Raw genomic sequence first — 16,184 nt, 5'->3', positions numbered from 1 at the left:
CGGTTCGCCCAAGGGTGTCCGGGAAACCATACTCACTTTGTACCGGCTGGGATTTGCAGAAGTGGGCGATTGGAGTCCCCCACAGCGTGCGGCTAATCCGAAGCAGGTGATCAGCGTGCTGATCCGTCGTTCGCGGGCTGACAGTACATCGCCGAGACAATCTGGGCGGTAAGCTGCAAGGTTAAATAGGTAAATTCGAGGGCGGGCCTTTAACGCTGTGTCCCTGAGTCCGGCAGTCCGGCAGGGGTTGAAACCCCTGCCTCAAAGCTAAAGTCCTCTGAAGAGGACTGAAGAATTCATTAGTCCTCTTTAGAGGACTTTTGCTATTAGCCAGGGAATTCATTCCCTGGCGGGCTTTCGGTTTAAGTTAACTGGACACGTCCTCCTCCTTAATGCCGCGTTTTTACTCGTTTCGATCGAGCTAACTGCTGATAGTATCCTCACCCAAATTATTGAGAGATTCTTGCAGCGCATCGCGGCCACTGCGAACAGAATCGTCATTAGGAGCAATAGCTAAAGATCGATTCCACATTTCCAGTGCCTCTTGCCAATTCTTGAGTGCTTCCTGCTCCTCAGATAATTTGGCCTGTAACACACCCAGTCTTAGCAGCGCATTCCCTTTGTTGTTGAGAGCAGCGATATCATCCGGTGCAATAAGTAAAGCAGAATTAAAGGCTGCGATCGCCTCACAGTAACATATTTCTGCATCCTCAAACTCACTTAGCTGTGCCTGCAAATCAGCCAGACATCGCAGCGCAATCCCTTTGTTGTTGAGAGCAGCGATATCATCCGGTGCAATTCGTAAAGCCGAATTAAAGGCTGCGATCACCTCACAGGAAGACTGTTTTGCCCCTTCAAATTCACTTAGCCGTGCCTGTAAGTTACCCAGACTTTGCAGCGCCTTCCCTTTGTTGTTGAGAGCAGCGATATAACCCGGTGCAATAAGTAAAGCAGAATCAAAGGCTGCGATCGCCTCTGAGTAAGACTGTTTTGCTGCCTCAAACTCAGTTAGCCCTGCTTGCAAATCACCCAGACATCGCAGTGCATTCCCTTTGTTGTTGAGAGCAGCGATATCATCCGGTGCAATAAGTAAAGCAGAATTACAGGCTGCGATCGCCTCTGAGTAAGACTGTTTTGCATCCTCAAATTCACTTATCCTTGCTTGCAATTCACCCAGTCTTTGCAGCGCATTTCCTTTGTTGTTGAGAGCAGCGATAAAATCCGGTGCAATAAGTAAAGCAGAATTAAAGGCTGCGATCGCCTCTGAGTAAGACTGTTTTGCATCCTCAAATTCACTTAGATCTGCTTGTAACTTACCCAGACATCCCAGCGCAATCCCTTTGTTGTTGAGCGTAGCTTCATCATCCGGAGTTAGGATGATGAAGCGATCGTAAGCTGCAACTGCCTCTAAATATTCCTGTTTTGCCTCTGCGTATCTAGCCAAGTGAGCATAGTAATCTCCCTCCGATTGTGAAATTCTACCAAGCCTAAAATCACTTTTAATCCACAACTCACCTCTAACTTCCAGCAGCGACTCGCATTCCCTGTAACGACTCAGCCGCGACGCTTCCTTAAACACCTCTTTCCATTCATCTACACCCCGTTTCCAATCCAAGCGATTAGCATGAAAAATTGCCTCAGCCGCATTCCCCAATTCCCGGTAATAGCCCTCTAAAACTTCATGAGCCCTGCGAGTTTTCTGGTTATCCCGATCCGCATCCAATCGCCGCAATAAATCGTGAATTCGATACCACTTTTCGCCCCGCTGCGCCTCCTTCCACACAAAGGAAAAACTCGTCAAAATCTCAAAATTTGCACTACTTGCCTGGAAGTGGCAACCTGCTCCCAATTTTATGTACAAATCCTCATCAAAAGCGCGACACGCACTCAGCGAATGCACCGCCGATCGCACTTCGCGATCTACATAACTCAGCAACCGATCCGTTAACTCCGCAGTCTTATTTTCCAACTTCGGAATCAGCGCAAAATCCGACGACAGCAACTCAATTCCCCGCTTTCTTTCTGCCAGCACCACATCCGCGCACAAACCCAAATAAAACGGATGTACCTGCAAATTCTCCCAACTATCATCAGGATTGACGCTGGCATATTTAATCACAGCATCAGCCAAATCTGCCTTGTCAATCTCCACTTTGTGCAGGTAATCCCTAGCATCGGCTGCAGACAAATGCCCAACCAATTGTGCATCTATACAATCTGCGTGAATCGGTTTCGGCGCATTCTGCCACCGCAGTTGTGTGACAGGACAATCTCTCCCCGCCACCGCAACCACAATCCCCAATTTGTAATCCAATGCCCTCAACAACCGCCGAAACCACTCATCTTGATACCAAAATTTTATTCCCTGAAAACTGCGTTTTTCATCCCACAATTTCTCGTGAGTATCGAACAGCATGACGAGGCGTTCTGGTTTATTTCTGCCAGCCATTGCCGCATTCAAATCACCTGCAAACAATTTCGGCAAACAGTCGATTAACTCAGTATCAATATCTTTGCGGCGAATTTCCTCCGCCTTGTCGTCGCTGACACCCAAGCGATTTTTAATTAATTCCATCGCCCGCTCAATGCCGCCCAGTTTATCTCGCCATTTGAGGAGTGCTACAGCTTGCGCCACCACGGGAAATCCCGCTAAAGCTTCAATCGCAGGTGTCAACAATTCCATTACATCATCGGGGAAAAGTTGTTCGAGAGTTGCGTTTGACTCGCCTTTGTTCAGCAAATACCAAAAGCAAGCAAAATCATAATTGGGAAACTTAAATTTATATTTCTTTGCTGCTTCTGCCAGATTGCGCCGCAACATCAGCAACCCGTAAAATCTATCTTGCGGTTTATCTTCTTTAATCGGTATCAATCCGAAATCGTGCCTGACTGCGGGTATGGGAGTATAGGTTTTAGGTTCAGCGTGGCGGACGAAATTAGCAACTTCGGCGGCTTGTGATTCTGGGAGTGCGCGCAATTGTTGCCAAACCTGCGGCGAAAATCTTTTGCAGCAGTTAACCTGCAAGTGTTTTAGCAGCAATGACTTGCCGTTGCCTCCATCGCCGTAAAAATACAAAATTTGTTCGCGGGGCGGGTCTTCGTTTAAATAAATGGCAAATCGGCGAGTAAATTCGTGTCTGCCTGTGAATAGTCGCAATTGGCGATCGCCGCTAATAGATTCGCTTTCAAAATCTTCGTCGTCAATTGGCATAAATGTGCAGGTGAGGTGTTAATTTAATTATAAGCAAAAATTAGATGGGCTCGGTGATGGAAATCGCGTCTCCACAAACTCTCGTCCCTCTCTAAGAAACTAAGAGATCGAGGAAATATTTAACCCGGATTTAGCATAAATCTTCAGTCCTCATAGCGAAGACTTTAGCTTTGAGGGAGGGGTTTAAACTCCTGCCCGATCGCAACGATCGTCCGCTGGGAGTCGCCGAAAGTTTGACTGTTAAGCGGTTTCAACCGCCGAAGAAACTGCAACAAATGGTGACACAGAAATAGAGCTGTGTTAGAACAGCTATCGATCGACCAGCCAAGCTATCTTAATAAAGGACGCTAGCGAAAGCACAGTCATGGCACCTCCCACTAATCCAAATCCGGCGGATTCATCTGCAAAACAGTCTCTAGAGGCTGGGCTAGCAGCTTTGAAACAACAGGATTACCCCACCGCGATCGCCCTTTTAGAATCCGTTACCCAAACCGCAGCCAATGGGCCGTCGGGAATCCGCGCGCAGATGGGGTTGGTGGCTGCGTACAAAGCAACCGGTAATCTGAAAAAGGCGATCGCCCTGTGCTCTTCCCTCGCCAAAAGTCCCAACCCTCAAGTCAAAACTTGGGCCGATCGCACTTTAACAGAATTAACCCCTCCCCCTCCTCCCCCCCCAAAACCACCGGCAAATAAACCAAAATCCCCAGAAACTCCCCCCGAAACAGGCTTTGTCGCCTTTGATGCAGGCACTAAATCGCCGAAAAAATCGATAGGGGGCGCTCGACCGACCGCAGATCAAAAAACAGGATTTTTACCTTTTGAGCCGCCTGCCGCGCCTGGAAACGCCAAATCGCAACCGATTTCCCCGCCATCTCCACCCCCCACAGGTCAGACTTCTGAACCGGAAAACTCGACAGAAACCGCACCCGACACAGAAATTAGCGGCGAAAATAGTTCGGATTTCCCAAAAGATATCCCCGGAGTCGCCAGCCCAGATACTTACCAACTCACTTGGCGCCAAGCAGGGCGCGCCAAAAGCCCGCGCCCCCTCAAACGGCTGAAGTTGCTGGATTTTCGGGTACAAGTCCTTGCAAGTACGATCGCCCTATTTTTTCTAGCCCGGTTTGTGCTGCAATTCCTGCTGACAAACACTAATTCTCTGTTGGTTCAGCTTTACATATTCAGTAGACTGCCTATTTTCGCGCCGATTCAGCTTTTTTACCGCGATCCAACTCCCTTTGTTCAGATGGTTTTTGGATTGCTTTTGGCCTCGTCTCCCTGGCTGATAGATGCGCTGCTGAAACTGTTTTGCGGCATCGAAACCCTGCGCGGGTCGGTTTTATCCAAGCACAGCAAGGAAGCTAGTCGGGTACTGCGAAGTTATTGTACCAAGCAAAATATGCCGACGCCGGTGCTGAAACTCTTGCCGCTGAATGTTCCTGTAGCTTTCAGTTACGGCGGTTTGCCCCGTTTTGCTCGGATTACTGTGAGTCGCGGGCTGTTGGAACAATTGACCGATGATGAAATTGCTACTATTTTCGCGCGGGAGTTGGCCCATATCTCTCACTGGGATTTTGCGCCGATGTCGCTGGCGCTGCTGGTGATTCAGATTCCTTACTTGATTTATTGGCAGGTGGCGCACTGGCAAGAGCGGTTGTGTGATTTAATGACGATCGAGTTTTTCCGTTCTGCTGTCAAATTTGTCGCCGCTGCAATTTCTGCTACGAGTTACGGGATTTATAAGTTGTTGCGCTGGCCGATGTTGTGGGTGTCGCGCCGCAGAGTGTATTTTAGCGATCACACTGCTGCGCAAATTACGGGCAATCCTAACGGTTTGACGCGGGCACTGGCTAAAATTGCGATCGGCATTGCTGCTAATATCCAGCAGCAAAAACAAACTAGCTTTTTCCTCGAAAGTTTCGATCTATTGTTACCTGTAGGGGTTGGACAAGCTGTAACCCTTGGTTCTGCTGCATTACACGCGCCCCTGGAACAGATTTTGCTGTGGGATGTCAGCAATCAGGAGCGCAATTGGTTGACGGTTAACAGCGCGCATCCTTTGCTGGGAGAGCGTTTGAAGCTGTTGGCTCTTTATGCTCAATTCTGGAAGCTGGAGACAGAGTTAGATTTGGCAAAGGCGGGAGTGCAAGAACAACCCAGGAAAGGAAAATTGTCTCTGTTTAAGTCAATACTAGAATTTAAAGACTCAAAACTATTTTTACAGGGCGCGCCGTTTTTTGGGATTCCGATGAGTTTGGGGATAGTGGCGCTGCTTTGGCTGATTGGGGGGATTTTTTCTAGGACGAGTTTCTGGCTGCTGGATTGGCTGTGGGGCGATCGATCGATTATTTGGGGCTGTTTGCCGATCGGGTTTTCTCTCGGTACTTTCATACGGATCAATTATTTCTTCCCGGACATTACACCGAAAGAAACCGCTTCGCCGAGTGTGCCGGAAATTTTGTCAAATCCCGAGAGTTTACCCCTGGATGCTCAACCGGTGCGGCTCGAAGGGCAACTTTTGGGTCGATCGGGTATGGGTAATTGGCTGGGACAAGATTTGATTTTGCAAACGGAGACGGGTTTGGTGAGGTTGCACCATGTTTCGAGGTTTGGCTACATTGGCTCTTTGTGGCAATTTTTTATCAAAGACACTACTCGCCCTAGCGATTTGATCGGAAAATCTGTTGTGGCGATTGGTTGGCTGCGCCGGGGTGCTACTGTGGCGATCGACCTTGAAACTCTCCGCAGTCAAGAAGGGAGAGTCAGTGACAGCGGACATCCGATTTGGTCTGCGGTTTTGGCTTTTGCTGCTGCTTTGTGGGGCGCATACATCATTATCCAGGGCCCAAGGTGAGGAATAGCGATTCCCTACGGGATAGCTACGCTTCACGGATTGCCGCAGGAGTCGCCAACCACGCGCAGCATCGATCGGTTTTGAGTTAAACAGCGGATGGGCGATGTTCTCGGTGCTGGTGGCGCACCCTACTATTCATTGGTGTCAACGTAACCTCAAATGTAGTACCAGTCTGCTGTTTGACGATTAGGGTTCGATCCCCCCTAGCCCCCCTTAATAAGGGGGGGACAAGAAATATGCTCAAAGTCCCCCTTATTAAGGGGGATTTAGGGGGATCTAGACTTAGGTAAAAGCGAGATTTCTCAGGGGTTTCAGGCGTAAGTTGTCACTAAGGCCTACAGTCTTCTTCCTTCTTCCCTCGTAAAGAAAAGTTGCTTTTTTACCGACATTCTGTTACATTTATTTACATGAATTGGATTAAAGCAAATAGCGCGATAACTTCAGTTGGCTAAAATCGATAAGGCATTGCGTAAAAATTGTCAACATCCCAACACAGCAAGTACAGCCAGCCGCTTGTCGGCTGTTTTTTTTCGACCGCTATTATTGCTGTGCGGGATGAATTCTCAAAAGTGATTCAGATGTAGTTTCCGTTAAATTCACCCTGAAATCTTCCTAAATAACTAGCTCTGTTACCAAGGCTGTGATACCTTTAAAGAATGGTCGGACGCTGCCGGGCCCAATTTAAGGGATACCGGGTAAGTGAGTAGTTCTCAGCATTAGGAGCGAGATTAGGAACCAGGTAAGATTACTGGCTAAAAAAATGTTAGCGATTTTACCCATCACTGTATTAAACTGAATACTGGCATTCCGATCGCTGGCAATTGACACATCCTTGGACATAAATTTCTACACGGCCCTGGCTATAAACATTCTGAATCAAAACCGGAAGCAAGTAATACAGAATAGCCAATAGCCTCAACATTTGAGTGATGACTAAAAGTTTACACAACAACCTGAGATTTAAAAGCTCTCTGCATCGGCGGTTAAGTTCCTGCCTTATCAGAGTAAATCATCTTTTTGTTCTAAAAGGTGGGGGGATCTGTCAAGGTTGGTGGGAGGAATGTGCAAATTCTCCGGTTATGTGGTGTTTCCCTGAAGTAAATATTCAGTTGACTTCAGGGAATTCTGTTCGAGCAAATTAATTAAAATCCAAGTCTGGAGGAATTTTTCATGTCTATTCGTCTTTATGTTGGCAACCTACCCAAGGAACTCGATCGCCAAGAATTGCAAGAAGTTTTTGCGCCGGAGGGCGAATCTGTTACCACAAAGGTAATTACAGACCGCAAAACTGGTAAATGCAGAGGCTTCGGTTTTGTGACGGTGCTAACCGACGAACAAGCCGACCAAGTTATTGAGAAATACAACGGCTTGATGTTCAAAGAAAACCCGCTGAAAATAGAGAAGGCACTGCCCCGGTCTAAGGGTAAATCTGAGAAGGGCGAAGAAGATCAGCAGCAGTCGTCGCCGCAGTCACCGCAGTTGGTGTCTGCATCGACTTCGCCGTCGCTGCCTGTACCTGTGCCGCAGCAACAGCAGCGCGAGGGGACCCCTACCCAAGGTGGAGGAGCTCCTAGTAAAAGCAATCGCCGTCGGGGTGACAACAACAAGTCTCGCCGCAATCAGTCAGCAACAACGGTGTCGAACGCCGATTCCGGCTCGGTGCAGCCAGATCCGCGCTGGGCGAGCGCTCTGGAAGAACTCAAGCAAAGATTGGTGGAAGCTCAGACTACTAATTAGTCGAAAATGGCGGCTAATTGCTGCTGTCTCTAGACTGTGGTTGACTGAATGTATCTGGAAGTGCGATCGAGAACCGCTCAAAAAAGCCTGTTTTCGATCGCACTATTTTATATCAATTCCGGTTGCATTGGAATGATTAAACCGCAGAGTACGCAGAGAACGCAGAGGAAGAGAAGAGAGAGATGAATACAGGACGATGCTAACGGATTTGATATTATTCGAGTGCCGAGAATTCGATAGTCTCAATAAACTCGAAAATCTTGTTCAAAATTCCCTCAACTTCAGACTCAAGGGAACCCAATTCGTCCCCCTCCTGATAAATTCGCTGACAGCTTACCGTGTAGCAAAAATCGTCAGCGATAAAAGCCATAAGTCCCCGGTAAGCATCCAGCCGAGTAACCGGGCCCTGGTTTTTCTGCATACTCATAGTTGCACCCGCAGGCAAATCGACAACCGCGAAATAAGCTTCTTCATCTTCTAAATATTCCGCGTGAAGTAACTTAGAGTTGGCAATATTAGTAAGAATTGCCTCAGAAACAAAATTGTCTAAAAAAGACTTGAGATAAGCTTCCTCGCCAACCGACTCGATTGTTTCTTCCACTTCACCAGCAATAGGGAAATAATCTATTTTCAGCAAAACACCAAAGTCGTCAGAAAATGCCACAGAGCCTTCTTCCTCGTCAATTCTCCCCCCTCGTTGCTCGTCAACTGGAATGGGGACGCTAAAATTGCCTTCAGGAGATACGTACAATTCCCCATCTACCTCAGACTCTTCGCCCTCTACTTCCGAGTAAGCAGCAATTACCTCCTCAATAATTTCCGCAGCTTCCTCGTCTTCCACACCTAATGCTTGCTGGAATTCCTGGAGAAAAGCCTGGTGCTTCTGAGATATTTCTCCATTTCCGACAAACATTGCTGCGGTTATTGCAAAAGTATCCAACACTAACTCATCTGGCATGGATTCCCAAGCAGTATTAAATAATGCTGCTAAACCGTCTTGGGCGACAATACCGTCGAATCTTTCAAACATTGCTAACATATCATCTTCGGAGTATTCAGCAAATATTTCTGATTCCAAAAGTATGCTTTCTAAGATATCAGCATTCGTATCAGGGAAATTTGCCTCCGCTGCGACAAGTGCTACGGCTGCTAGGGATTCCTCTGGAGTAAAGCTTGCTTCGGATTTGTCTTCTGAATTGAATATTTTATCAAAAGTGCCCACTGGTTTTGCTCCACTAGAGTTGAGTTGTACTCTTCATAGCAAATTTATGACATAAAAAGATAGTAGTCTTTGTTACTCTGGGCGCCGGAGAGGGCGCCGTGCCGTTTCCCTAGAGATATCGCCTATTACCAAGGACTGCCAATTATTGTAAATCCGGCCCAAAACTTCGGGTGAGACAAATCTGAATTTGCTACTTGTGCTGATTGAGTAAGGTCGATCGCGCTTTGAGTTCCCCGCAATTGACCGTCTTTTACTACAATTTGTTTGTGGATCATTGCCAGTTGAGCTTTTCTGAGCGCTTCCGCTTTAATTGGCTGCGATCGCAAATGGCGGTAAAATTCGGTCATCAGTCCCAAAGTGCCGATATCATTAACTTTCCACAAACTCGCTAGGGCTGATTTTACACCGCTGCGGACGGCCAGTCCAGCAAATCCCATTTCTGCTGTGTTATCGCCGATCGCCGTTTCGCAAGCACTCAGCACTAATAACTCTACTTGTCGGCGATCGTACCACCTCGCCAGCCTAAATTCATCCAGCGCCAAAGAGCGATTCCACAAATCAATCTCAGCTTCCTTGCGTCCGTTTGGGCCTAGGGGAAAGCGGGCGTGAGTAGCTAAGTGAACAATGTCAAAAGCCTGTTGCTGTCGCTGTCTGCTGAGATTTTCCAGGGTAAAATCTTGATTGAGAAAAAAGCGGCCAGGCCACAACGGAAATTCGCCAGCAGGATTGAGAAAACTTTCATTTCTGCTGAAGCCAGCTTGCTTTTTCCTGTCGCTTCTGGTACCGACGATTGCAGATAATTCGATCGGCACTCCCGGCAATTTAGGTTTATCGGTGTGGGGAAACTCTGACGCACCCATTGCTAAAACTTGAGCGTTTTGCAAACTTTGATAATTGGTGTTAGTCAAGCTGACGCTGGGAATTGAGCCGAGGCTGTACTTTTCTACTAGAAATTGCTTGCCATCGTGCAAAGCTGCTAGGGGTAATTGGCGCAAACCGGCATCGAATGAAAACACTAGCGTATCGATATTTAATCCTTCTAAATCTGGACTTATAGGCGCAATTAACCACTGGTAAAGTTGCTGAGCAATTGGCAAATATTCTTCATTTTCATAATCATTTGCTTGACCCAAAGAACGATGAAACTCTGCGACTGTTGCTAGCAAATCTTTGCTCTCGACAGAGATGTTTCTGAGTATCGGAGGGCCGTCGGGGACTACTAAAACTAGGGATAATTCTTTGAGCCGGACGATCGCGTAAACAATGACTGCTTGTTTTCCGGTTTCTTCCTTAATCTTTTTCAGAGTTTCTCTCACATATTGAACGTTGATTTTTTTATCCGTTAAGTTTTCCCCAATATCATTTTCGTAATCTTGTTCAAACAGTTGGTCAATTAGGGAAACAGCATCATTAGCATTGTTTTGGTCGAGAGTTTGTTCTACGAGCGATCGAGTTATTTGAGAGGGAATCTGATTGGGGATATTTGGGATATTTGGCGTTTCTGCTGCGGGAGTTGGTGCAGGAGTCGGAATTGGTGCGGGCGCGGGAATTGGTGCGGGTACGGGAACTGGTGCGGGTGCTGGAACTGGTGCGGGTGCTGGAGTAATAGTCGGTGAATCTTGAACTGGCGCTGTATTTATTGCAGCAATTGTATCCCACACGTTAGAAAGATTGAGGTCAAAGGGTTCAGAAGTAGCAATCGGTAAACTAGGAGTTTGAGCGATTATTTCCGGCGGAGTTTCTGCGACTGAAACAGTTAAATTGTCCGCCGATGGCTGTGGAGAAATCAGGTTATCTGCTTCGGCTCCGGCTATCGTGTTAACTGACGGGGTGTAAGGAAGTTCTAGGGAGATAATTGTTTCGTTGTTACGCTCCCAATTTAATTGGGTATTTCCCGTTGCAGCATTTTGGCTAATAGAGGTTTTAGCTCCCAATAAATCGCCAATTAAAAAAGCTAACTCTTCTTGGGGAGTTTGGCTTTGCCTGACAGCAGGGGCGGGAACGATCGCACTTGCAGGCGCGGGGACGATCGCACTTGCAGGTACTGGCTGAATTTGAGCTAGAGGCTGGGTTACAGAGGCAAGAGGGGCTGTGGACGCTGGATTTGGCGCGTTTGAAGGTTGGGAGGCGATCGCAGGTTGAGTGGCGAGGGAGGAGGTGATTTGGGAAACAGAGGGACGGGTAGGTGTCGAAGCTAGGCGGGCAGCAGCGTTTGGCGTTGTGGGTGTTGAGGGCTGTGTGCGGGCTGTGCGGGGCGGCAGTCTTGAGGAATTGGTGCTTAGCAGTTGTTGGATGAGGGAAAAATCGATCGGCGCGAGTTCGGGTGTTGGAGATGGGGATGGGGTGGCGATCGAAGTTTCGGGTGTTGGGGATGGTGCGATCGAGCTTTCGGGTGTTGGGGATGGTGCGATCGAGCTTTCGGGAGTTGCCGATGGTGCGATCGAGCTTTCGGGTGTTGGGGATGGTGCGACGCGCAAACGCGGTGGGAATAGCGGTGAGGGCGTGGGTGCGGGCGTTGGAGTATCTATGGGCGTGGGTGCAGGCGTTGGAGTATCTGCGGGTGTGGGTGCGGGCGTTGGAGTAACTGTGGGTGTGGGTGTAGACGTTGGAGGATCTGGAGGTGTGGGTGTAGGCGTTGGAGTAACTGTGGGTGTGGGTGCAGGCGTTGGCGACGGTACGGAAATAATTTGAATGCGATCGCGATTTTGCGCGAGACTGCGATCTTGTCTGTGAGTATAGAGATATTCGCGATCGGGTAAAATTGTTTGTATGGGATTACTATTTCCCCTAGTAATTGCACCCCTCGTTCCATTTTTGGCAGGATCACCGACAATAAACGGCGTTAATCCGGCGCCTCCGTGGCGGATAATTATAGTACCGCCGTTGCTATCTCCTGGACTTCCAGCCGTAGAAATGCTAGCATTGATGCCGTTTCTGTCTGTGAACGAATTGGGCGATCGAAAAAACCCTCCCATCAGAATCTCCACATTTCCGCCAGTACCGCTGCCCTGACTCTGAGCATCAATTTGACTCACAGTAATATTGCCAGAAGTGCTGCGGTTATAAGCCGTGACATTCCCTGCCTTCCCCTGCGCCGAAGAGTCAATTTTACCAACAGTAAGACTTCCGGTAGCGTCGAGCAAGATACTGCCACCATTACCAGCAGACGAGGTATTGATATCGCCCGCCAAAATATTAGTTCCAGCGCTCAAAGCAATATTACCGCCCTTGTTATGGGAAGTCGCATCGAGATTACCTGTGGTAATTTCTCCTTTGTCGCTAAACAGAGAAATTCCGGCGGTTGAGGTAATATTTTTTGCGGTAATGTTATTCGTAGTAATAATGTTAATTGCGACGGGATTTTTGGGGATATCGTCTCGAATATTGATGCTGTTGAGGGGATTGAGGCTGCCAACATCATCGCCAAACTGTACAATTCCCGCCTCTGGCTTCACAGTAAGAGTGTGAGGCCCATCAACAGTAGACTTAAAAGTAATATCGCCAGTCTCTAAAATGTTGACCGACAGGTCGTTACCTAATGTTACCGGAGCGTTAAAAGTAATGTTGTTGCGGTTAGTTTCGATCGTGCCACTGGCAGTAATACTGTCCTTTGCGTGGACATCAATATTGCCACCCTTAACAGTAATGCTGGGAGCGAAAGTGCGGGAATTAATATCCGATGTCGAAGCATTTCCTTGAGCGTTTATGGTAATATCTCCGCCCTTACCATTCGCCGCAGCGGTAATAATTGGGCCGGCAGTTGTGTTGATATTACCGCCGCTTTGAATGCGAAGATTGCCACTATTGGCATTGAACCCGCTTAACAATACAGCCGAGTTCCCAATTCCGGCGGTAGTGATATTCTTTGTGGCTTCGAGGGAAATATTACCACCGTTGTTGCCGCCCATTGCGTTGATAATTCCGGCGGTAGTATCGATACTGCCACCACTTTTAAAGGTGATGAAACCGCCGTTTTGGAAGCCAGTTGAGCTAATGTTGCTGGTAGTAATGTTACCAGAACCTTCCAAGCTAATTTTACCGCCATTGCCTTTATCAGAAAACGCAGATAAGCTCCCAGCTTTTGTATCTATAAAACCACCACTATTCAGATTTATGCTTCCACCCTGTTGCTGACCGTGCGTTCGGATTTCACCAGTGGTGATATTACCTCCAGCCTGGAAATCAATTGAACCACCAGTGGCTTTGTCAGATGACAGATCAATAGCTGAATTAACAGTAATTGAACCATTTTTAGTAGTGACAGTGAGGTTTCCTGCATTGGATGTACCAGTTACAGAAATAGGAGTAGCGCCAGAAAACTTAAAAACAGTATCAGTACCTTGACCTGCAAATGCCGCTATAGAACCCACTGTAATATCACCAGAAGCTTCAAGCTTAACTGAACCGCTATTAGCATTAAGGGCGGTAGTACCTGATTTACTTCTAGGATAAGAGTAGGCGCGGATGCCCTCTTCACCAATCAAAATACTTCCCTTAGTGCTAGTGATGCTAACATTGCCACCGTTAGAATTGCCGTTAGCCCCAGTAGGCTCAGGAGGAGGGCTAGGATCAGGTGTGGAGGCGTTACCGTTATCATCGAGCGCAGTTGCACTACTACTAAGACCTATAGGAAAAGCTTTATTAGGACGACCAGAAAGCGATCTAATACCTGAACTTATAGCGATATTATTAGCAGCTTTCAAAGTAATGTTGCCAGCGTTAGCATCTCCAATATGGAAACTAATTCCGGCTTCCGAGGTTAGAGAATCCACAGTAATTCCACCGTTATTGCTGGTCAGGCTAATATTCCCTCCATTTTTATAATATGAGCTGACATTCAGAGTAGTTGCAGTAATGTTACCCCCAGCCTGGATGGTAATGTTTGGGCCTTGACTATCAGAATTACCTGTATAGATGCTTTGAATAGAAATATCCTGATTTGCTATTAAGGTAATAGATGGAGTTTGCGCTCCGCTCGTTAGTTTAATTTCCCCAGTTGCAATTATTCGTCCATTACCTAGCGGTGATTGAATCGTTACTGGTACATCGATACTTATTTCGTTAATTGTAATAGTGCCGCTTCCATCAGGACGCCCAATTGTCATGGAGGCAAACCCAGAAGAGAGTCTAACTAAGTCATTTATTGTAAAATCTAAGGCTGCTGTGCTGTTATCGCTGCCAGAAATAATAATATCTTGGCTGGGCGTTGCAGGCTGGATGACTAAATTGCCAGTCCCTCGCACAGAAAAAGAACCTCCTGTCAAGTCAATTTCGTTGCCTGTTAGAGTGATATTACCGCTACCTGAATTAATTGCACCAACTGTCAACTGATTACCAGCAGAAAAATTCAAGTTACCAGCATTTGTCTTAACATTTTGTGCTGTCAGGTTTTGACCCGCAGAAAAATTGACCGACCCACCTGCTGTTTCAATATTGGTATTTAGCTGAATATCTCTATTAGCTTGGAAACTAATAGTTTCGCCAGATGTTTGATTGACAAAGTTCAAATTTGTCCCTGGCTGAGCAACAATATCTCGGTTTGCTTGAATGATAATATTGCCAGTTAAAGAAGTTAGCTTTGTATCGCTAATCGTGAAATCTGTTGCGCTACCACCATGTGACGATAAAATCGTGCCTGCGACATCACCTGAAGGAACATTTGGGTCGAGATCAGTATCATTTGCTCCTGTGCCTCCTACCTGAATAATAATATCTCTTGGATCTATCAAAATCGTGCCATTTATTCCGTTATTTGCACTAACGTTGACATCTCCTCGAAAGATTAAATTTTCCTTGCCCGAGAGTTCTACAAAGCCACCGTTGCCAGAATTACTGCCGCCGCGAGCACTAATATTACCCAAAAAACCTGTCACTTCATCCGCCCAAACGATGACGCGACCACCCTCACCATTTAGAATAGCATCAGCATTAATTGTGGAATCATTACTCACAAATGTCCCCAGGGCATTTGGCACAGTACCTTGACCCTTGTAATCACCGCCAACGCGCACATTCCCACCGCCATTAATCCCCGAAGCGTTGATATTCGCATTCATCAAACCGACGCGCGAACCCAACACATTTACACTCCCTCCATTATCCCCAGAGACATTAATATTACCAGCAATAATTGTAGTCCCTGACTGAGTTGGCACGATTACTCCTGCACCAGTCAACTGTACAGTCCCATCATTATTAACTGTCACTCCCGTTGCGTGACTCTCTGCTTTTCCTGTCAGCAATTGAGGGAGTGATAAAACTGATAATTGATAATTTGTGATAGGTAACGAAGCATCAGTAATTGGCTGAATTTCTAAATTTAATAAATTTCCCGGTTGACTAATTCTGACTAAACTCTCACCCGGTACAGCGGCAACAGTAATATTTCCTCCCGGTGCAGAAACTTGTCCCGTACTCAAAACCGTGCCGCCCAATAAAGTTAAATTTTGCCCTTGTCCCACTGCCAAATTGCCGAAATTGACAATTCCTCCCGGCTGTAGATTGGTAAAAGCAAAAGTATTAGGATTTCCGACTAATTGAGTATAATTATTTGTACCAGTCGCACTAAACCAGTTATTGCCAAAACCGATGCCCGTCGCAGTAGTAGCAGTGAAAGCAGCAGGCACGTTCAAACTGGCATTTGTTCCGAAAACAATCCCCGCCGGATTCATTAAAAATAAATTGGAATTGCCGCCCGTAACTTGAATTAATCCGTTAATCAGCGAAGCATCGCCGCCGACAACTCGCCCTAAAATATTGCGGATATTGGGATTAGATATAAAATTGGCAGTTTGCCCTTGAGTTAAACCAAATTCTTGGAAACTGTGAAAGAGATTTGCACCGTCGCCAGATGGTTGTCCGCCTTGGATGTTTAATTGGTTGCCGCTGGGAGTAATTTGAGTATTCGTGCCGTCGGTTGCGGGGGTAATTTGGGCTGTGGCTGTTTGGGATGGGGCGAAAAGTCCTATTTCCCACATTGCTAAGGCGGTAAATGAGAGAAAGGTTAGGAAAAAGCGGGTTTTTTTGTGTGTTGATTTCATGGTTTTTTTAGTAGATGATATCTGCTACACTCTGATAAGTCCGACAGTCCGCCAATCCGCCAGGGAATTCATTTCCTGGCTGATAGCGAAAGTCCTTTAAAGAGGACTGTAGAAAAAAGT

Annotated in this window: 6 protein-coding genes; 3 read left to right on the top strand and 3 right to left on the bottom strand. The window is 47.0% G+C overall.

The genetic code is table 11. The features are described 5' to 3' along the window. Positions 1 to 421: 421 nt before the first annotated feature. Positions 422 to 3,211, bottom strand: coding sequence for a hypothetical protein (locus ACUVJL_RS32985; protein WP_445249687.1), 2,790 nt, complete (start codon positions 3,209 to 3,211; stop codon positions 422 to 424). A 170-nt stretch (positions 3,212 to 3,381) separates the two neighbouring features. Here ACUVJL_RS32985 and ACUVJL_RS32980 point away from each other — a divergent pair, with 170 nt between their 5' ends. The 3 genes from ACUVJL_RS32980 (at position 3,382) to ACUVJL_RS32970 (ending at position 7,802) form a co-directional block, all read left to right on the top strand. Further along, positions 3,382 to 3,504 carry a hypothetical protein gene (locus tag ACUVJL_RS32980; RefSeq protein ID WP_445249686.1) on the top strand — a complete coding sequence of 41 codons (123 nt, stop codon included), beginning with the start codon at positions 3,382 to 3,384 and terminating at the stop codon, positions 3,502 to 3,504. Positions 3,505 to 3,575: 71 nt separating this feature from the next. After that, positions 3,576 to 6,065: a M48 family metalloprotease gene (locus ACUVJL_RS32975; RefSeq protein ID WP_445249685.1), complete on the top strand. Its 2,490-nt coding sequence runs from the start codon at positions 3,576 to 3,578 to the stop codon at positions 6,063 to 6,065. A 1,170-nt stretch (positions 6,066 to 7,235) separates the two neighbouring features. After that, entirely contained in the window at positions 7,236 to 7,802 is a 567-nt protein-coding gene (locus tag ACUVJL_RS32970) for an RNA recognition motif domain-containing protein (protein ID WP_445249684.1), read from the top strand. Between the two features lie 214 nt (positions 7,803 to 8,016). Here the strand turns inward: ACUVJL_RS32970 and ACUVJL_RS32965 are convergent, their stop codons facing one another. Continuing rightward, on the bottom strand, positions 8,017 to 9,024 hold the full coding sequence (locus ACUVJL_RS32965) for a tellurite resistance TerB family protein (RefSeq protein ID WP_445249683.1): 1,008 nt from the start codon (positions 9,022 to 9,024) through the stop codon (positions 8,017 to 8,019). 125 nt (positions 9,025 to 9,149) lie between these two features. Continuing rightward, positions 9,150 to 16,001 carry a CHAT domain-containing protein gene (locus ACUVJL_RS32960; protein ID WP_445249688.1) on the bottom strand — a complete coding sequence of 2,284 codons (6,852 nt, stop codon included), beginning with the start codon at positions 15,999 to 16,001 and terminating at the stop codon, positions 9,150 to 9,152. Between the last annotated feature and the right edge of the window lie 183 nt (positions 16,002 to 16,184).

Origin of the sequence: Microcoleus sp. OTE_8_concoct_300 (assembly GCF_031383065.1) — a bacterium.
Lineage (GTDB): Bacteria > Cyanobacteriota > Cyanobacteriia > Cyanobacteriales > Microcoleaceae > Microcoleus.
The sequence above is the reverse complement of the archived record's forward strand: the minus strand, read 5'-3'. Positions and strand labels throughout refer to the sequence as shown.